The organism is Ktedonosporobacter rubrisoli, from assembly GCF_004208415.1.
Taxonomy (GTDB): domain Bacteria; phylum Chloroflexota; class Ktedonobacteria; order Ktedonobacterales; family Ktedonobacteraceae; genus Ktedonosporobacter; species Ktedonosporobacter rubrisoli.
In genome coordinates, this window is the sequence record NZ_CP035758.1 from 10,175,882 (window position 1) to 10,195,638 (window position 19,757).

Sequence of the window (19,757 nt, forward strand, 5' to 3'; positions counted from 1 at the left end):
CACCTTTTCCAGGTGCCATGAGCTCCGCATCTCTATTTGCTGCGTACTTCTACGCCCGCTGCTTGTTCAAGCACTCTGAGCAGCGAAGTATAATCATCCTGTCCATAGCCAGCCGCCTGAGCCTTCTCGTACATTTGGCGCACCAGGGTAGTTATCGTCGCGGGTGTTTGATTCTCGGTAGCCAGATCAAGGACCAGGCCAAGATCTTTATGCAAGAGATCAGTCATAAAGCCTGGCTGAAAGCTGCCATTAAAGGCGCGCAGCGGAAATTGATTGGCCAACTGCCAGTTTCCACCAGTGCTTACATTCACAATCTTTGCCATGGTATCCACATCAGCTCCGGCTTTGACCCCCATGACAAAGGCTTCGGCGACGGCCGCTGCAATAGAGCCGGCCAGCATATTATTGACGAGTTTGATGATCTCGCCGACGCCGCTCTCTCCTACATAGAAAATATTTTCCTTCTTGCCCATGGCCTCTAAGATGGGGCGGGCCTGCTCGAAGACCTCGCGCTCACCGCCGACCATGATCGAGAGCGTACCATTAATTGCGCCCTGCGAGCCTCCACTTACCGGCGCATCAAGAAAATGCACGCTTCTTTCAGCTGCCAATCGAGCCAGCTTGCGGCTCACGGCTGGCGCGATCGTACTCATATCAATAATGATCAGGCCCTTATGGGCTCCTTCAAGCACGCCTTGCGGGCCTGCTACCACTTCTTCTACCTGTGCAGAGTTGGGCACCATCGTAATCACTAATTCTGAAGCCATGGCAACTGCTCGTGGTGACGGGGCCTGCCTGGCTCCCGCGGCCAAAACTTCCTGCACCGCTGGTTTCTCGGGATGGCGCGCATATATGGTGACTTCGTGACCTGCCTTTAGCAGATTAAGTGCCATTGGCCGCCCCATAACGCCAATGCCAATAAAGCCGAGCTGCATAAAATAGTAGTCCTTTCCTAAGTAGAAGGAGATCAGGCGATCTCTGACCCTGATCTCCATATATCAACTTAATTATATCCTACCCGCCGGCCTCATTCCATTTCGATAACTACAGCTCCTCCTGCTACTACGGCGCCTTCCTGATAATAAACGCGCCGTACCTTGCCATCATGAGGGGCAGTAATAGCGTGCTCCATTTTCATTGCACTCAGGATAGCCAGAACTTGATGGGCCTGTACTGTATCGCCAGCCTGAGTTTGCAGTTGGACTATAGTACCGGCCATGGGAGCCGTAAGCGTCTTCTGCGTGCGGGCCAGTCCGCCACCGTGCGCGGTTGTCTCTATATCGGGAGCTTGCCTATGCTGGAGCCGATACATTCGGCCGTTGAGTACAACCTGCGTTTCCCCGGCGCGTCGCTCTACATAGGTGCGTATCTGGGTTGTTCCCAATCGCAGCAGGACCAGGGCCTCATTCCCGAAGATACAGGAGACCTCTAAAGCTGGCTGCTCTCTTATCTTGACGATCCAGGCATCGTTGGCTTGTGAGGCTGGCTGAAGCGTTAGCACATACTCTTGATCCTGATAGCGATAGGTGAGCGTGCTGGCATCGCCAACCGTGCGCCAGGGGCCGAGAAGCTGCCAGGGATCAGGCGCATGGCTAGCTAGACCATTGGCTGACTGAGAATATTCGTTAGCGCTGGCTGCACGTGCACTGATTTCTCTGTGTATCTCGCTTAGCGCTGCCGCTATAAGCACCTCGTTGGGGGGCTGCTCTGAAGCCTCGGGCGTCAACAGGCCATACTCAAGCAGAAAGTCTGTGTGCGTAAGGCCTTCACGGAAGGCTGGATGCGTACAGATAGCGTGTAGCAAGGCCACGTTTGTAGTAACGCCAAGGATCGCGCTTTGCTCCAGGGCGCGTTGCAGGCGCGCAATCGCCGCCGCGCGGTCTTCTCCATAAGCGATGAGCTTGGCAATCATAGGATCATAATACTGACTGATTTCATCCCCATCTTCGATGCCGCTATCAAGGCGAATGCCGGGACCCGAGGGCGTGACAAAGTGGGTGATGGTACCTGTGGAAGGCAAAAAGTTCTGCGCTGGATCTTCGGCGTAGATGCGCACCTCGATCGCATGGCCTCGTGGGCTGATCTGCTCTTGTTCCAGCGCAAGGGGCTCACCGGCAGCAACATATAACTGATGCCGTACAAGATCCAGGCTGGTTTCGAACTCAGTGACCGGGTGCTCTACCTGCAAACGCGTATTCATCTCTAGAAAGTAGAAGTGTTGATCGCGATCGAGCATGAACTCGACAGTTCCCGCGTTCACATAGCCGGCCGCCTTAGCGATGCGTACCGCCGTATTGCCCATTTCCGCACGTAGTTCGGGTGTCAGCGCGATGGAAGGGCTTTCCTCAACAATCTTCTGGTGGCGACGCTGGATAGAGCATTCGCGCTCACCAAGATGAATCAATTTCCCGAAACTATCGCCGAGCACCTGGATCTCGATATGGCGTGGTTGTTGAATTAAGCGTTCGAGGAAAACAGTTCCATCACCAAAGGCCGCCAGAGCCTCGCGCTGTGCTCCGGCCAACTGCTCTAGAAACTCCTCTGCCTTGTGGACCGCGCGCATACCTTTGCCGCCGCCGCCGGCCGAAGCTTTGATCAGCAAAGGGAAACCAACGCGAAGTGCTTCCTCAAGCAAGGTCTCGTTGTCCTGTCGATCGCCGTTATAGCCTGGCACGGTTGGCGCGCCTACCGACTGCGCCAGCTCTTTGGCTGCAATTTTTGAGCCCATCAGGCGCATGGCCGAGGGTGGTGGTCCGATAAAGACGATGCCAGCCTGTTCGCAGGCTTCCACAAAGGCAGTATTCTCGGAGAGAAAGCCATAGCCCGGATGAATGGCTTCAGCTTTGCTTTGTTTCGCAACCTCGATAATAGTCTCGATGCGCAAATAGCTCTGCGTCGCGGGCGCAGCACCAATAAAGTAAGCCTCGTCAGCTTCGCGCACGTGACGGGCCTGGCGATCCGCCTCAGAATAGATCGCCACAGTTCGTATGCCCATCTCTCGGCAGGTAGCCATGACGCGGACGGCAATTTCGCCACGGTTGGCGATTAAGATTTTCTTAAACATCTGTTTGTAACCATCTGGTAACAGGCTCAATAAGCCTGACTAAAAAACCTGATCTTATAGAGAACCGTGCGCTTTCCTGTACCGGGATCGTGATTGTTGCCCGGATGAGGAAATGGCTACTACTCGCCTGGCTCTACCCAGGCCGGTTTGCGCTTCTCAAGAAAGGCCCGCAAGCCTTCCTGACCTTCAGCGCCTATGCGCAGCTGGGCGATCGTCTCGGCTGTATACTGACGGGCGCTCTCATAGTTCATAGCCCCGACGCTCAAGGCTAGCGCTTTGCAGGCACGTAGCGCCTTTGGCGCGCTGCTCAGGAGCTCATTGACGGCTTTTTGCACCGCGTCGTCCAATTGTTCGGCTGGCACCACCGCGTGGACTAGGCCCATAGCCTGGGCGCGTGCTGCACTAAAGCGCTCGCCTGTCACAAAGAGGACACGTGCGTTAGTCTCGCCGATTTTGCGAATCACATACGGTGAAATGACCGCCGGCGCGATGCCCAGCTTAACTTCGCTGAAGGCAAAGCGCGCTTTCTCGGAGGCGATAGCGATATCGCAGACGGCTACCAGACCGGCTCCGCCTCCCATGGCAGTTCCGTTGACGCGGGCAATGACCGGGCAAGGGCAGACATTAATCGTTTGCAAGAGGTCAGCCAGATATAAGGCATCTTTCAGATTTTGTTCTTGCGTAAAGCTGGCGGAAGCCTTCATTTGATTGATATCAGCTCCCGCGCTGAAAGAAGGGCCATCGCCAGTAAGAATAATGCCATGCAGGCTTGCTTCGGTAGCAAGCTGAGTGAAGGCTGCCGTAAGATCTTTTACCACCTCAGCATTAAAGGCATTGTGGACCTCGGGCCTGCGTAGCGTCACTGTGGCGATTCTATCCTGAAAGCTATGCTCTACGGTAATATGTGTATACGTTCCCATATATGCTCCTATCTGCCTAAATCCATTTGCGACGTTTAAAGTACCAGATTTGAGCCAGCGTAATAAGGACCATAACGAGCAAAACGATCCAGAAGTTATAGCCCTTATCGGTCTCTACCTGGGGTGAATGTGCGAAGTTTTGCCCAAAGACCCCTGTAATGAAGGTGATGGGCATAAAGATGGTAGCAATAATGGTCAGCTGCTTCATGATGACGTTAAGACGGTTAGAGACTGTCGTCAGATAAACGTCAAGCAAGCCACTCATGAGATCGCGATACGAATCCAACACTTCAAAGGTGCGTACCAGGTGATCGTGAACATCGGCAAAGTATGGCTCGGCAGATGTTGGAATGAAGTCGCCAGTGCGTGTAATCAGCGAGTTCATGACCTCGACCTGAGGACTGATAACGCGCCTCATGCGCGCCAGAGCCTTTTTCGTGCGAAAGATACGGGCCTGCACCTCATTGCTGGCATCGGTGACAGCTTTATCTTCCAGGTCATCGCTCATATCATCGAGCACATCAAGAACAGGAAAATAGCTATCAACCTGCGTATCAAGAATAGCGTGCAGCAAACGGGCTGCTCCCCGACTCATCAGGTGCTCTTCGCTTTCGTCGTGGGCCTCATCTAGCAAGGAAGCCAGCCAGTCCATAGCCTCACGATGGATAGAGATCAGGAAGTTATGGCCAAAGATAATATCCAACTTGGGCGTCCTGGCCTCTATATTTTCTACGTCGAAGGCCAAGCCATGGACGACCAGATGGAAATAGCCTGTCTGCTCAACCAGGCGAGCGCGTTCGCGCGCTTCGTTGAGCGTCTCTATCGTCAGGCGAGAGAGCTTGAACTTGCTGCTAAGCATATCCTGATAAGGCTGCAACTCATCCTCAAGCAGTAAGTCGAGCCAGACCAGCGCTTGTGGATCAGCCAGAATGCCGGGCAAGGCCTCTAACGAGCAATTTGTGCTCACCTGACCATTTTGCCATACCAATAGCTGTTGCATAAACCCTCCTAGCAACAGACCGGGCACTACAGTTGGGTGAAATTCTGCGAGAAGTGCGAGTTATTTCTACCACTCACATTCTAAAGACGCCAAAGGGCGTATCAGGCATAGGAGCATTGAGCGATGCGGCGATGCCCAGGGCCAGGACCGTGCGGGTGTCGCGCGGGTCAATGATGCCATCATCCCAGAGACGAGCAGTGCTGTAATAAGGGTTCCCTTCCTGCTCATATTTATCAAGAATGGGTTGCATAAATGCCGTCTCTTCCTCCGCACTCATCTGCTGACCACGAGCGGCCAGGCCCTCTTTACGTACCGTGGCCAGAACTGTGGCGGCCTGTTGACCACCCATTACCGAGATGCGTGAGTTGGGCCACATCCAGAGCTGGCGGGGAGAATATGCGCGTCCGCACATGCCATAGTTGCCGGCTCCAAAGGAGCCACCGATAATCACGGTAAAGCGTGGCACCGGCGCGTTGGCCACGGCCATTACCATCTTGGCGCCATCTTTGGCAATGCCACCGTTTTCGTACTGGCGGCCAACCATAAAGCCGGTAATGTTCTGCAGGAAAATCAACGGAGTCTGGCGTTGAGCGCACAGTTCGATGAAGTGGGTGGCTTTAAGCGCGCTCTCCGAGAAGAGAATACCGTTGTTGGCAATAATGCCAACCGGGTAGCCCATGATGCGGGCAAAACCACAGACCAACGTTGTACCATAGAGCGCCTTGAATTCGTGGAAGTCGCTGCCATCTACAAGGCGGGCAATTACCTCGTGGACATCATAGCTCTTGCGTCCATCGCTAGGGACAATACCATAGAGCTCGCTGGGATCATAGAGGGGTGGCACAGGAGGGCGAATATCCCAGGGAATATACTTGCGACGATTGAGATGCGAAACGATGCTGCGACAAAGGGCCAGAGCATGTTCGTCATTGAGCGCATAATGGTCGGTGACGCCCGAAGTACGGCAATGGACATCGGCTCCGCCAAGGTCTTCGGCGCTGACCTCCTCGCCAGTGGCGGCTTTCACCAGTGGAGGCCCGCCCAAAAAGATAGTTCCATTGCCCTGGACGATAATTGTTTCGTCGCTCATGGCCGGTACATAGGCGCCCCCGGCTGTACAGGAACCCATCACTACAGCAATCTGTGGAATACGCTGGCTTGACATGCGGGCCTGATTATAGAAAATACGCCCGAAATGGTCGCGATCCGGGAAAACATCGGCTTGTAGGGGTAAGAAAGCGCCTCCTGAATCTACCAGATAGATGCAGGGGAGATGATTTTGTTCGGCAATTTCCTGAGCCCGCAGATGCTTTTTGACAGTCATTGGATAGTACGTGCCACCTTTGACGGTTGCATCGTTGGCGACAATAACGCATTCCTGCCCTTCAACCAGACCAATACCTGTAATGATGCCAGCTGACGGTGCATCGTTCTCGTACATATCCCAGGCAGCCAGAGGGCTCAATTCTAGGAAAGGTGTGTTGGGATCGCAGAGGAGTTGAATACGCTCTCTGGCGAGCAGTTTATTGCGGCTGCGATGCTTGGCAATCGCACGTTCGCCACCTCCCTGTTGCACTGTTTGGATATTTAGTTGAAGTTGCTTAACCAGGTCCTGGAAATAGTGCGCGTTCGCCTGAAATTCGGGACTGCTGCGGTCTATGTGTGTTTCGATAATAGCCATGAGTTTGTTTGTTCCTCTCAACGACAATGCTGGGAAACACAGCCCATATGCTGTTTCGCTCCATTGCTTTATTATAATGAGCATAGCACCGCTCGCTGAAGAGCGTCAAGTTTAAGCGCAAATAAGCCACGGCTGTTTAATTTTGACAGGTAGCAGGAGTGCAGAGGGCGGCCAGCTCTCTGCTGGAGTACGGGGCGTCCCCGTTTCCCTTTCTTTTCGGGCGGGTGAGTGGGTGGGGCAAAAAAGGAAAATTCAATAGCCCTGCAAATAAGCTACGCTTAATCGTGGTATAATAAAGCAGAAGTTGGGTACCTCTGTCAGAGGGCAGAATTGTACAGATAAAGTTGTCCTAACTGTTGACAATACACCCGATATCGTGTACTATATTTGCGTGCGATGCAAGGAATAGCGCCTATGCAGTCGTTGAAAACATTGCATGATATGTCCTTGTATTATTCGGGTGTGGCCAAGCGGTAAGGCAGCGGACTTTGGATCCGCGATCCTAGGTTCGAATCCTAGCACCCGAGCCAATTTCCTTCTTAAGACATCCTATGGAAATGGGTGCAGATGTTGGTATTGTGTCGTCTGCATTGGTATTATCCTCTCATCGCGTAAGATGAAACAAAAAAGGTTTGTATAAGTAACCATGAATACATATGCGACCGTAGTACTTGCCGCAGGCAAGGGTACACGGATGCGTTCGAATCTACCGAAGGTGCTTCACCCCTTAGCTGGAGTGCCGTTGTTGGCTCATGTGCTAAATGCGGTTGAATCTATTCCTTCAACTTCTGCCTTCTCTTCCCTTGACCCTCCTATGGCTACTCATCGCCCTGTGGTGGTGGTTGGGCATGAAGCCGCCCAGATCGAGGCAGCCTTTGCTCAACGCTGCCTCTATGCCATTCAGGCCTCCCAGCTGGGAACCGGCGATGCTGTTCTAGCCGCTCGTGGGGTGCTCGAAGCGCTTGAGCCGCGTCCACAGACAATTCTTGTGTGCTATGGTGATACGCCTCTCATTAGAAGTGAATTGCTGGCCAGTATTCTTACTGAGCACATAGCGCGTAAAGCAACTATCACTTTCCTCACTGCGCTGACTGAGCGCGAGAGCGACTTTGGTCGTATTGTGCGTGATTCTGCTGGGCGCGTGCGTGAGATTGTTGAGGTAAAACGTGCGACAAAAGAGCAGATGCGCATCAAAGAAGTGAATTCCGGAGTCTATTGCTTTGATCGCTCCTGGCTCTGGCCCGTGCTCCAGGATTTGCCCCGCAATGCTTCAGGTGAGTATTACTTGACCGATCTGATAGGGATTGCCAGCGCGCAGGAACGCGTGATTGCTACTGTGACGGGCACGCTGGACGAGTCGACGGGAATTAATAATCGCGTACAACTGGCCGAGGCTGAGCAAATGTTGCGCCGCCGCATTTTGGAGCGCCATATGTACGCCGGAGTGACAATTGTTGATCCCACGACTACCTATATCGATAATGATGTTAAGATTGGGATGGATAGCGTAATTCTGCCTGGTACTTTCCTTACCGGGAAAACAACGATTGGCTCTTCGTGTCGTATTGGTCCTGGCACTACTATCGATCAGTCGGTAATTGGTGATGAGTGCGTCATTCGCAATTCAGTCGTGGAAGGGGCTACCTTTGAGGATGGTGTGAGCATGGGACCATTTAGTCATTGTCGCCCCGGAGCCCATCTGGCGCGTGGTGTACGTATGGGCAATTTCGCAGAAGTCAAAAACGCATTTGTCGGCGAGGAGACAGATATGCATCACTTTAGCTATATTGGTGATGCGACAGTTGGCGATCATGTGAATATCGGTGCGGGTACCATTACCTCGAATTATAATGGTATCACGAAGCAGAAATATCATACGACGATTGGGGACGGAGCCTTTATTGGCTGTGATACAATCCTGGTTCCTCCTGTTACAGTCGGGGAGCAGGCGATGACAGGCGCCGGCTCGGTGGTGAACAAGGATATCCCACCAGGTGCGTTAGCATTTGGGGTTCCTGCGCGTGTACAACGTATGCTGCAACCGTCGCATGATGATACTGTTAAGCGTTCCCTCCAAAAGGAGGAGTAATCCACTATGGACGACCCTGGATTATCGGGTATAGCCGCTTTTGTAATTGGTACACAGGCTCCCCAATTGGATTCTGTGGCCTGGTTACAACTCGCAATTCTGGTTGTAACTTTAATCTTGTGTGGGCTGGCCTCTGCTGCTGAAACAGCGCTGACATCCGTAAGCCGTATTAAGCTAAAAAATCAGGTAGAGGAGGGTGATCAGCGCGCTATCCAGATAGATCGTTTGCTGGCTGAGCCGAATAATTTTCTCTCGACTATCCTGGTGGTTAATAGCGTGGCAGTAATCGTGGCTTCTAGCATGGCCACAGCCCTGGCTCTGCGCTATACAGGATCATGGGCTGAGCTCATTTCTTCTTTCCTCGTCTCTCTCGTCGTTTTGATCTTTTGTGAGATTACCCCCAAAACTGCTGCTGTACAGAATCCTATGCGTTGGGCGCGAGCCCTGGTTGGACCTGTACGCATTGCGGCCTGGTTTCTGCACCCGCTTGTCTGGGCCTTGACAGCTATAACTTCTGTCTTTGTGCGTATGGTGGGCGGCCAGGTGAAGCGTGGCCCCTTTGTCACTGAGGAGGAGTTGCGCTTACTGGTTACTGTGGGTGAGGAAGAGGGAGTGCTCGAAGAGGAAGAGACCGAGATGATCCATAGCATCTTTGAGTTTGCCGATACGACAGTACGCGAGGTGATGATCCCGCGTATAGATATGGTCACCCTGGCAAGCGAGGCTACGGTGAATGAAGCAGTTGATCTAGCTTTGCAGGGAGGCTTCTCGCGTATTCCTGTCTATGAAGAGAGTGTCGGGGTTGATGAAGTGATTGGCATTCTCTATACCAAGGATATGCTCAAACAGCTGCGCGAGGGCCACGATAAGGTCCCCGTGCGCGATCTTGTCCGCCCGGCTTACTTTGTGCCCGAGACGAAGAAACTTGACGACTTGCTGCGCGAGATTCGCCAGAATCGTATTCATATGGTCATGGTCGTCGATGAATATGGCTCGGTGGCTGGCCTGGTGACTATCGAGGACCTGGTTGAAGAGATCGTCGGCGATATCAAAGATGAGTATGATCACGAGGAGAACCTCTACGAGGAGATCAACGAGGACGAGTATATCTTTGACGCCAAGATGAGCATCTCCGATTTCAATGATCTGATGGATACCCATCTCGGTGATGCTGATTATGAGACGCTGGGAGGCTTTGTCTATGCCCAGCTGGACAAGATCCCGAGTGCTGGCGATACTGTCTCCTATGAGGATTGGACCTTTACGGTGCTGGCCACGCGCGGCAGGCGTATTACCAAGATACGCGTGCAACGCGTCAAGGCCGCTGACGAGTCGGATGAGTCGAGCCAATCGGATGTGATGCTTTTGCCACCTCCTGCCGAGCGTTCCCGAGAGAAACAGCTGCCCGAGCACTCATCTTTGCGAGAATATAGAGGAGCTTGAGGATGAGACCTACCCTTGCCACCATACCCGAAGCTGTGCGGATTGTCGAAGTGGGGCCGCGCGATGGCCTGCAGAATGAGAAAGTGCAGGTCCCGACCGAGCAAAAGATACAGTTTATTCAGATGCTTGCTGAGGCTGGTTTGCCGGTCGTCGAGGCTACTTCGTTTGTCAGTCCGCGCGCTATCCCTCAGCTCAGTGATGCGGGCACAGTGATGAATGGCATCACACGCCTATCTACGACTGAGTATCCCGTGCTGGTTCCTAATCTAAAGGGGATGGAGCGGGCCTTGGCGGCTGGCGTGCGCTCTGTTGCAGTTTTTACGGCAGCAAGCGAGAGCTTTACGCGACATAATATCAATTCCACGATCGCGGAAAGCCTTGCCAAATTTCGTTCCGTGCTCGACCTTGCCCGGCGTGAAGATATTCCGGTGCGAGGCTACATCTCGACAGTTTTCGGCTGTCCTTATGAAGGTGCGGTAGATCCACGGCACGTCCTGGCGGTCTCGCAGGCGTTACTGGAAATGGGGGTCAACGAGCTCTCCCTGGGTGATACGATCGGCGTAGCCACGCCAAACCAGGTAGTAGACGTTCTTGATCTCTTACTTTCGGAGGGACAAATCCCACTGGAACGCCTGGCTGTGCATTTTCATGATACGCGCGGCACCGCTTTGGCCAATGTGCTCATGGCCCTCCAGATGGGGATAAGCATTATCGATTCCTCGGCCGGAGGGCTGGGAGGCTGCCCCTATGCTCCTGGCGCCGCTGGCAATCTAGCCACCGAAGATTTGCTCTATATGCTGCATGGGATGGGGATTCATACGGGAGTGGATTTAGAGAAGGTAGTTGCCGCGACAAGTTTTATTGCGCCTTTGTTAGGCCATCCCTCAGCCAGTAAATATTATCAAGCGGCAACATGTGCTAACGCCTGAGGCAGGTTACCTATCTCTAACTCTTTCTTGCTTTGAGATCCTGGGCTATCAGGCGAGTTGCCGCATTTTGCCAGTTATAGAAGGTGCGTTCAGGAACGTAGGTACGGAACCATTCAAGAGCTGCTTTAGCCGTTGTATCGTGCTGAACGTTCTGGGCGCGCCGACTATATGGCTTCAGGCCGGCGATATAAGGGAAGTAAAGCACGTTATAATAGCGCCACTCGTCAGATGTACCAAAATCGCCCTGCTCGCGCGGCTTAAGCCGTTCAATGCTGGCGGCGAGAATGGCTTTCAGCTCAATCGCCCGTTCAAGCGCATCATCCTTATTGCCATGTTTTAAAAGACAAGTTTCCACAAGTGAGAGACGGGTAAGTGGATTGGTGGCCAGGCGGGCCAGATCGCCAAATTGACTCAGGGCGCGCCGTGTGAAACGGATAAACTCGGCCTCATCCAGATTGTCAAGATCCAGCTCTTGCACGCGTTGTAGCGTATTAGCTGTCGTGCGTAGCTCGGCTCTGGCTTTTTGCAGCCAGGGAAAGTTTGCGAAGGCGATTTTATCCACAAAAGTGATGAGGTGATCTGAGAAGGTTTGCACAAAAATTGAGCTGACAATCACCATCATAAGTAGGATGAGCATCGCTGCCGTTACACCCGTGCTCAGAAGCATAATTAAGGCTACCTGACCTCCAAAGAGCAAGGCTGTAAAGCAGGAGTAATCGAACGAGCGAAAGAGGTCAGGCAATAATGCTTCCCCTTTTTCCTGCGCATCGAGAATGCTAAGGGCAATCCCCGCCACCAGCAAGATGCAGCCGCCGGGCAGCTGTATGGCCATCAAGGGGAGCCAGCCTGGATGAAGGAGAAGTAACGCGATGGCTAACATGGCAAGAGGCAAGGCCACTGCTAGGATCGTGAGCGCGCGTTTATTGGCTATCGCAGTTTGGCTACGGAGCGATCTTCCATAGGGCAAGAGATAGAATGTCAGGCCTGTCCAGAGCAAGGCCAGGAAAGTGAGCACAAGGCAAAGCTGCAGACAGATGCCCATAGCGGGAATGAAATTGTTTGTTATGGCACACCCTATCCCCAGGGCGTAACAGAGTGGACCGAGACTAGCAGCCCATAAACGCATATTGGCTGGATCGCGGCTGATCAGGTAGAGCCCTATCCAGAAGATCAGGCTAAAAACCAGAATTGCGCAGATAAGAAGGGCAGCAGACATAGAATAGAAAACACCTCAGAGTAAGTATATCTGGATAACATCATGTGTAATCGTAGCAGAAAGGCAAAATCGATGTCTGAGCGCGAGATTTTACACCTCGCGCCTAACCTTAATGTTCTTGTAAGTATTTAATGGCGGCCGATAGCTGCGTATCTCCACTATTGAGAATCTGCTGCACCGTCATATGGTTTGAATCTTCATCGCTAGGCGATAAAGATGCGTCGTTATTGCCCAGCGCTACTTTGAACTTGGGTGTAATGCCGTGATCACGGATAAACGCCCCTTTGGGTGTAAGCCATTCCTGGGTTCCCAGCAGAATTGCCGAGCCATCGCTTAGATCATACTGTTGGAGGACCGTACCCGTACCGAAGGTTGTCTCGCCGATAAGAACTGCACGGTTATTATCCTGAAGGGCACCCGCCACAATCTCTGCCGCACTAGCCGAGTTCTCATTCACCAACACCACCAGCTCATCAGTCGTGTTAAGCGTATGGCCAGTCACAGGAACAGGAGTACGCTGCCCGCTGCTGTCTTGTTCCAACAGAACATTGCCACTTTTTACGAACAGGCTGGCCGTATCGACTGCCTCGTTGAGATAGCCACCTGGATTATTGCGCAGATCGAGGATGATCTTCGTCGCGCCCATTTTTTTTGCCTGACTGAGCTCATCTTTCAACTGATCGCTAACCCCAGCTGCGAACTGGACGATTTGAATGTGGGCAATATGATCTTCAGGGATATAGTGCATAAGAACGTTTGGGACGCTTATCTCTGCACGTGTAACATGAACAGTGAACGTTTGTCCCGTGGCTGGGCGTTGAATAGACAGTTCTACGCTGGTGCCGTCCTTCCCTTGAATGAGGGCCGTAACAGCATTGAGATCCTTGCCTGTCAGGCTGGTTCCGTTAACCGCGAGAATAATATCTCCATGTTTCAGGCCCGCTTTCTCGGCGGGAGAGCCAGGAATAGGAGACGTAACAGAGAACTTCTTCGTTTGGGGGTCCTGGCGCAAGTAAATGCCAATACCAGTAAAGGTTCCTTTGAGCTGCTGATTTTCGGCTTTTACCTCCGTTGGAGTCATAAAGCGCGTATGTCCTTTATCCTGTAAGGAATCAACCATAGCCTGAATGGCCGCGTAAGACATTTTCTGATAATTGATGGCTTTTCGATCGACGTAATTTTTGTCAACGGTGGTCCAGGCTTGCTGGAATAATTGAATATAGGCTTTAGATTTATCGCTGGTATTGAAATTACTGCTGAAGATTTGATGGCTGACCCAACCTGCGGAAAATGCCACCACCACCAGAGCGACCAGCGCAATAACCTGTCCCAGGCGGTGCCGCGCGTGCGATCGCGTGTTGGCAGGATGCTGCTGCCCGGAACCGTTTTGTTGAGAGACATCGTTACCCGCCGCTGAAGAAGATGGAAATTGATTAAAGTAGTTGTAGTGTGATTGCTCAGATGATGAACCAGTATCCTGTTCCTCATACCAGCGCGGATCGTCGTATCTACTCACCGTATGCCTCCCCGGGGGTCCATAAAGGTACCGCTTCTATTACTATTTTGTGTAGTTTATATTTCTGATACATAGCCTTGTTCTTATCTTAGTCGTGTATATTTGAAAAGTCAATCAGAACGGCTTGTTTGCTAGGATGTTCCAGTTCTCTTCTTGGGTCGCCGGACGGCAGCAAGGAGGTGGGAAAAATCGAGGCACAGCTGGGGATGTTACACATCCCGGCGTGCCCCAGGTTAAGGGCTTCATTCGCTAGGTCGCGACGCCCCCTTACCAATCCCATTTTAGAGAACTGCAAAGCCCTGCTTGTTTGCTCTTAATAATGAGTTATAAAAATGAGGGTGTAGTAAGAAGCACTACACCCTCATATTGTTTTGCTAGGCGAAACTCGCTGCCTGCACAGTGATTGTTTGTAGCCTATCAGCAAACCAGCCTGCAGAGCAAGGTTCAGGCATTCTCAGAAGTATCGGCGCTCTGAGAAGTCTCGCTTGCCGTAGCCTGTGCTGTCTGGCGTTTACCAGCAGGAGGAGCGGCCTGTTTCTTCGGCGGTTCCCATCCAGGAGCGCGAGAGACGATCATAGACATCATGCGACCTTCCATCATCGGCGAGCGCTCGATGGTGGCTGTGCCCTTCAACACTTCTGCAATTTCGTCTAGCAACTTACGACCAATATCCGGGTGGCGCAGCTCGGCACCGCGAAATTGTACGCTCACCCTTACTTTATCGCCTTCAGCCAGAAACTCTTGGATCTTGCGTGTTTTGACTTCTACGTCGTGTTCGTCTGTACGCGGACGCATACGGATCTCTTTGAGCGTTATCGTCTTTTGATTTTTGCGAGCCTCATTTTCCTTCTTGGCCTGCTCATATTTGTATCGACCGTAGTCCATCAGCTTACATACTGGTGGCATAGCGTTGGGCGATACCTCAACCAGATCAAGATTCCTGTCGCGCGCAATATCAAGCGCTCGTACAGGCGGCATCACTCCCATCATCTCGCCGTTCTCGTCGATCAGGCGTATCTCGCGAGCACGAATGCGTTCGTTCACTCGTGTCTCACGCTGGCGGTCATTCCCCCGAAAATCCCTGTTAATAGGCCGAACCTCCTTGGAAACTATTATGTACTTGTACGCTCAGGATTAACCCCCTTGGTTTCTGCGTTCGATGCAAGAACAAGCGTATTTTCTCTTGTGGATGTTTATCCAACTACTTGATAACCCGCAACGAACTGTTCAAGTATACTACGAGCGTTGGTCGTTTGCAAGTGGAACAATTGGCTTACCTGAAACCTTGCTTTCTCGCTTGTGCGGTTATTTGTCATCATTTTACTCTGCCGGCTCTATTCGGTCTTGTTGCTGTCAAGTTCACGCCTAGCAATCTTTATTGCACTTTATTCATGCTCATCATATCTGAAGCCGGGAAGAAATAGAATATATTATACTCACCGATTATTCTACAACATCTTGTTCTTGGATGGAGAAGCTTTATGAGCCAAGCTATTCTATCACTATTGCATTTACAAGATGGATTTGCTGTTCATCGCGCGGATTTGTCGAGTAGAGCCTCTCACCTCTCTCCGCAATCCCTTCTGGTGTTGACGCGTCAAGCTTTTGGACACTACAGTTTATATATTGGAAGGATAGGACATTGATCAAGTGTTTCTTGTGAATGCATGGATGCGGGAGAATGAAATGGCACACCACGACAAGATATCACAACGCTCGAAAGCTGCCTCCTGGATCGTCCAGGGGCAAGACTTCTTCGCTCAGGAACGCTACGAGGAGGCAGTAGCTGCCTTTGAGAAGGCCCTCCGCCTCGACTCAAGCAATGCAGATGTCATCTTCCAAAAAGGCGAAGCTCTCTCTAGGCTGGATCGCCTCAAAGGAGCAGTAGCGGCTTATGAACAAGTATTGCGACTCAACCCCGCGCATGTAGCAGCCTTGACTCGCAAGGCCTCGGTGCTGGTAGATTTGAACCGTCCTCAGGAAGCCCTCATCGCTTGCGAGAAGGCATTGTATCTCGCCCCCACCAATCCTCTGGTACTTGAGTGCAAGGGAAGAGTACTGCTTAACGGGCGGCTTAACCGTAATGAGGAAGCGCTGGACCTCTTTGAGCAGGCCCTGCGCCTGGCTCCTGGGAAAGTCGGTATTCTCCGTTCAAAGGCCCATGCTCTGTATGAGCTCAAAAGGAACGAAGAGGCTCTGGAAGTATGTGAACAAGCATTGCACCTGACTCCTGAGGATGTGAATATTCTCTTCTTAAAGGGGGTAGTTCTGCATGAGCTCAAAAGGAACGAAGAGGCTCTAGATGTATGCAAACGAGTCCTGCAAGTGGAGCCTGAGTATTCCGTGGTCTTCCTTGAGAAAGGGGATGTGCTATGGTCCCTGAGTAGATATGAGGAAGCGCTGGAGGCATATGAGCAGGCCCTTCGGCTAGATCCTGATGATTCAGATTCCGCAGCGAACAGAGCTGACCTTCTTGGCAGGCTTGGTAGATGCGAGTAAGTTCTAGTGGCATGGGAGTACGTGCTCCAGCTTGCACATGGAGATCACTCTCGTACGAAGGCTTTTATCCTTTTTCGCCTGTAGCTAGATTAGCGGGAAAAGCAGCTCAATAAGTTGCCCGATAGCTTGTTTAGCTGTCGGCAGCTGCAAACCTTGCTTTTTCGCTTGTGTGGTTGTTTGTCATCGTTTCACTCTGCCGGCTCTATTCGGTCTTGTTGCTGTCAAATTTTGCGTTTGCGAGTCTTGTAGCACCCTCATCAATGCAGCCTTTCAAGGGTTGCCACTCTTCTCATGAATTGGTAGTGGCTGCTTCATAAAACACGACCTTATTAAGGGAAAATGCTCTTGACATAGCTCAAGCATAGCGTGAAAAGTGGCTGGCAAATGACAGTTTTCTGTCCTGGCGGGCTATACAGCTTTCGCATATACTTCTTATAGAGATAGCGCAAGTGATAAGAAAAAAATATCATGAGCCGTTTGTCTCGTCACCAAGCATCATCAAACCTAGCGGATGACCAAATCTTTCATGAGGCAATATGGGCCTGGATAGATGGCTCTTAATAGCCTTATGTATAGAGTGCTGTTTAGCAGGTCTTTTGCCCTGCATAGCTACCGCTTCTCAATTGCACGAAGTAAGCGTCCAGGTTACCATCTCACCCCCATCAAATAAAGTAAACAATCCCAATGGAAAGGAGCGCTCATAAAGCTTGCTTTGTTGATTATGCCTCCAATATTCGCTAGGAAAAAGATCTTGTTGCTAAAAAGAAAGAAGGAATAACTATGAAACAACCGATACAACATTTTTTTCTCCATATACCGAAGTCAAGGTATCGTATCGCTTTGGTAGCCATGGTGTTAGCGCTGGGGCTGCTTTTTGGCGTGGGACCTTCCCTGCATACGGCGCACGCTGCGTCAGCTGGAGAGCAATATGGCTGCCCCTCGGGAGATGCCTGCCTCTATCCGCAGGATGCAGGCTCGAACAACAATGTTCCTGAGCATAAATACTTCTATTATGGTGTCTATCAACTCCATAACGAGTATGGTATGCACTATTTCCTTAACAATCAGTACGGCAGTGCCGTTGTCCGTCTATGTACTGACTGGCACGGCAAAAATTGCCCGAAGACGCTCCCGGCCGGTTACGCTGTGTATGATGACTTTGGCCCAATCAATTCTATCGTTCTCGCTGCTCATTAAAAGTTGCGTAGGGGGATCTTGACTTCCCTCTACCGTTTTCTCCAGGGGTCGATAATCAGCATTCTAATTGGTGAGCTGATCATCGACCCTAACTATTACCTCAAAACTGGGTCTTGTTCATCCCCGGGTAGTTGGATGATTGTAGTGCTCAGGCCCCGAGAGAAATCACTCTAGAAGCGGGAAGATAAGAATAAGCTCGCTGGAATTCATGGCTGCTGGCGCATGTGTGATAGTATTGTGATTGTCCAGACCTGGGCAATCTTCTTTTATTGTCCTTCTTGTGCCTCCCCATTTGAGCTCTCGGGAAATAGAGGAAAGGGCGCATTGGCACTCTTAGGGCTGTACAGGTTGATAGAAAGCGATTCGACGGCGGGGTCCTTACGCAGGGTAATGAGCTCCTGCGCTAGCTGGAAAGCTCCTTTTGTTGCACATTCGATATTTAGCGTCTGCTTATCATCGATCAATTGTACCTCAAAATTCTCGACCTTGGCTCCTGCTCTGATACAGGTGTCGTAAATGCGCTCTAATGGCGTTCCTTCAGTAGCGCTTACCTTAACCCGTAGCGTGTGCACAGCGCCAGGATTCCGTAGCAGGTGTTGTCTGAGAGGCTGAAGGAGGGTAAGAACGATAATGGTAAGGAACGTAGTCGCTATCGCTTCGAGGAGTAAGCCTGCCCCGCATGCTAAGCCAATGGCGGCAACCACCCAGACAGCGGCAGCGGTTGTAAGACCTTTGACCACCTCTTTATGAAGTAGGATCGTGCCGGCTCCCAGAAATCCGATCCCGCTCACGACCTGGGCTGCTATACGCGAAGGGTCGAGTTCGACAGCGCGCGTGCCAAGAATATCGGCGAAGCCAAAAGCTGAAACAAGCATGGTTAAGCACGAGCCGAGCGCTACAAGCGTGTGTGTACGTAGGCCGGCGGCGCGTTCTCCCCTTTCCCGCTCCAGCCCGACCAGGGCGCCAAGCACAAGAGCAAGGCCCAGACGGATCAGTGCAGTTTGCAAGCTGATCATATATTTAGTACTCCTCTCAGTTGTTATGTAGCTATTTAGATAACGTTGAAGATACCTTAGTCGCCTCATAAGCTGCATGGTCGGGCGCGCTCGGCGTGGCTTCGCGCTTTGCTTAATTGCTGATAGTCTCTAGAGTGCAGCTTCAATGTCGGATAGTGCTCCTCTCTGTCATATGGCAGAGATAGATGACGAAGGAAAAGGCTTATATGGGCTGGGCGGAAATATTTTATGCCTCTGGACGGTTATATGTAGATGTGTTACTCTTAGTTGGCGAGTTTGAGGAAGACTGGCAATCGCGGGCTCAAGGCCCGAGGAAAGTCCGAACTCCATAGAGCAGAATGCTGGTTAACGGCCAGAAAGGGTGACCTTGAGGAAAGTGCCACAGAAACATACCGCCTCTCTAGAACATCCCGTAAAGGGATGACTAGGCATAGGCAAGGGTGAAATGGTGAGGTAAGAGCTCACCAGCAGTCGGGTGACCGACTGGCTGGGTAAACCCCATTCGGAGCAAGACCAAGTAGAGGGGATGACACATGCTCAATGAGTATGCGCCTGCAGATTGCTCGTCTGTTAACCTTCGGGTTGGTCGCTGGAGGCATCAGGTAACTGCTGCCCTAGATAGATGGTTGCCGCCCGGGCTTTTGTGAGAAAGCCGGGGTACAGAATTCGGCTTACGGCTTCCTCGATCTCGCAAACAAAAAGCAGGGGACGGAAGGCATACAATGCTCTCCGTCCCCTCTTGAATAACCTCAAAAGTTCTGAAAGAAAGGGAATCAGTGTCTGTTACCTGCTCATCCGATCGTGCTCAATGAGCCAGCGGATAAACGAGAGGCGCCGGCTTTCTTCGAGTATTTCGCGATATTCAATTTCCTCGTTGATGTGCTCTTTCATGCGCATAAGATTTATTGCTTCAGCTTCGGAAAAGCCGAGGGAAATTAATTGTTGGAATTTAGTATCTTCTGTCTTAGATGAAAATTCTGACATAATAACAATGCTCCCTTATTGAATAGGCAGGACGGACTCTACGGATGAGGAGACATGTAAGCTTGATGGTCTCTTACTTTACTTCGTATACGTGTGAACGCATCTTTCTAGATACAACATTTTTTTCTCCTCCAAAAATTTCATTCTGATGAGCAATTCTTCAATTTTCTAAGATTTTGGGTCCAGCTTAATTTGGTTTATTA

At 51.5% G+C, this 19,757-nt stretch carries 15 protein-coding genes, 1 tRNA gene and 1 other RNA gene; 7 read left to right on the plus strand and 10 right to left on the minus strand.

Annotated elements, in window-relative coordinates; genetic code table 11:
• Window positions 1–32: 32 nt before the first annotated feature.
• From EPA93_RS43575 to EPA93_RS43595, 5 genes are all read right to left on the minus strand, one after another.
• On the minus strand, window positions 33–935 hold the full coding sequence (locus tag EPA93_RS43575) for an NAD(P)-dependent oxidoreductase (protein WP_165423787.1): 903 nt from the start codon (window positions 933–935) through the stop codon (window positions 33–35).
• A 92-nt stretch (window positions 936–1,027) separates the two neighbouring features.
• Window positions 1,028–3,064: an acetyl/propionyl/methylcrotonyl-CoA carboxylase subunit alpha gene (locus EPA93_RS43580; protein ID WP_129893561.1), complete on the minus strand. Its 2,037-nt coding sequence runs from the start codon at window positions 3,062–3,064 to the stop codon at window positions 1,028–1,030.
• A 119-nt stretch (window positions 3,065–3,183) separates the two neighbouring features.
• Entirely contained in the window at window positions 3,184–3,984 is an 801-nt protein-coding gene (locus tag EPA93_RS43585; RefSeq protein WP_129893562.1) for an enoyl-CoA hydratase/isomerase family protein, read from the minus strand.
• 16 nt (window positions 3,985–4,000) lie between these two features.
• Window positions 4,001–4,984, minus strand: a complete 984-nt coding sequence (gene corA / locus EPA93_RS43590) for a magnesium/cobalt transporter CorA (RefSeq protein ID WP_129893563.1) — start codon at window positions 4,982–4,984, stop codon at window positions 4,001–4,003.
• A gap of 73 nt (window positions 4,985–5,057) precedes the next feature.
• Window positions 5,058–6,665, minus strand: coding sequence for a carboxyl transferase domain-containing protein (locus tag EPA93_RS43595; protein WP_129893564.1), 1,608 nt, complete (start codon window positions 6,663–6,665; stop codon window positions 5,058–5,060).
• A 456-nt stretch (window positions 6,666–7,121) separates the two neighbouring features.
• Here EPA93_RS43595 and EPA93_RS43600 point away from each other — a divergent pair.
• From EPA93_RS43600 to EPA93_RS43615, 4 genes are all read left to right on the plus strand, one after another.
• Window positions 7,122–7,195 (plus strand) — tRNA-Gln (locus tag EPA93_RS43600).
• A 116-nt stretch (window positions 7,196–7,311) separates the two neighbouring features.
• A complete protein-coding gene (gene glmU, locus EPA93_RS43605) occupies window positions 7,312–8,754 on the plus strand; it encodes a bifunctional UDP-N-acetylglucosamine diphosphorylase/glucosamine-1-phosphate N-acetyltransferase GlmU (RefSeq protein ID WP_129893565.1) in 1,443 nt (480 codons plus the stop codon).
• Between the two features lie 6 nt (window positions 8,755–8,760).
• On the plus strand, window positions 8,761–10,197 hold the full coding sequence (locus tag EPA93_RS43610) for a hemolysin family protein (protein WP_129893566.1): 1,437 nt from the start codon (window positions 8,761–8,763) through the stop codon (window positions 10,195–10,197).
• Between the two features lie 2 nt (window positions 10,198–10,199).
• Entirely contained in the window at window positions 10,200–11,126 is a 927-nt protein-coding gene (locus EPA93_RS43615; RefSeq protein WP_129893567.1) for a hydroxymethylglutaryl-CoA lyase, read from the plus strand.
• A gap of 16 nt (window positions 11,127–11,142) precedes the next feature.
• Here the strand turns inward: EPA93_RS43615 and EPA93_RS43620 are convergent, their stop codons facing one another.
• The 3 genes from EPA93_RS43620 to infC form a co-directional block, all read right to left on the minus strand.
• Complete coding sequence (locus EPA93_RS43620) at window positions 11,143–12,342, minus strand: hypothetical protein (protein ID WP_129893568.1); 1,200 nt, start codon at window positions 12,340–12,342, stop codon at window positions 11,143–11,145.
• Between the two features lie 109 nt (window positions 12,343–12,451).
• A complete protein-coding gene (locus EPA93_RS43625) occupies window positions 12,452–13,858 on the minus strand; it encodes a S41 family peptidase (protein WP_129893569.1) in 1,407 nt (468 codons plus the stop codon).
• Window positions 13,859–14,302: 444 nt separating this feature from the next.
• Complete coding sequence (gene infC, locus EPA93_RS43630) at window positions 14,303–14,974, minus strand: translation initiation factor IF-3 (RefSeq protein WP_340689251.1); 672 nt, start codon at window positions 14,972–14,974, stop codon at window positions 14,303–14,305.
• A 570-nt stretch (window positions 14,975–15,544) separates the two neighbouring features.
• Between infC and EPA93_RS43635 the strand changes: the two genes are divergently transcribed.
• Window positions 15,545–16,357 carry a tetratricopeptide repeat protein gene (locus tag EPA93_RS43635; protein WP_165423788.1) on the plus strand — a complete coding sequence of 271 codons (813 nt, stop codon included), beginning with the start codon at window positions 15,545–15,547 and terminating at the stop codon, window positions 16,355–16,357.
• 780 nt (window positions 16,358–17,137) lie between these two features.
• On the plus strand, window positions 17,138–17,554 hold the full coding sequence (locus tag EPA93_RS43640; protein WP_207229358.1) for a hypothetical protein: 417 nt from the start codon (window positions 17,138–17,140) through the stop codon (window positions 17,552–17,554).
• Window positions 17,555–17,820: 266 nt separating this feature from the next.
• Here the strand turns inward: EPA93_RS43640 and EPA93_RS43645 are convergent, their stop codons facing one another.
• Window positions 17,821–18,570: an MgtC/SapB family protein gene (locus tag EPA93_RS43645; protein ID WP_129893572.1), complete on the minus strand. Its 750-nt coding sequence runs from the start codon at window positions 18,568–18,570 to the stop codon at window positions 17,821–17,823.
• 277 nt (window positions 18,571–18,847) lie between these two features.
• Between EPA93_RS43645 and rnpB the strand changes: the two genes are divergently transcribed.
• Window positions 18,848–19,259: RNase P RNA component class A (gene rnpB / locus EPA93_RS43650), an RNA gene on the plus strand.
• A gap of 94 nt (window positions 19,260–19,353) precedes the next feature.
• Here rnpB and EPA93_RS43655 read toward each other — a convergent pair.
• Window positions 19,354–19,554: a hypothetical protein gene (locus EPA93_RS43655; RefSeq protein ID WP_129893573.1), complete on the minus strand. Its 201-nt coding sequence runs from the start codon at window positions 19,552–19,554 to the stop codon at window positions 19,354–19,356.
• Window positions 19,555–19,757: the final 203 nt, after the last annotated feature.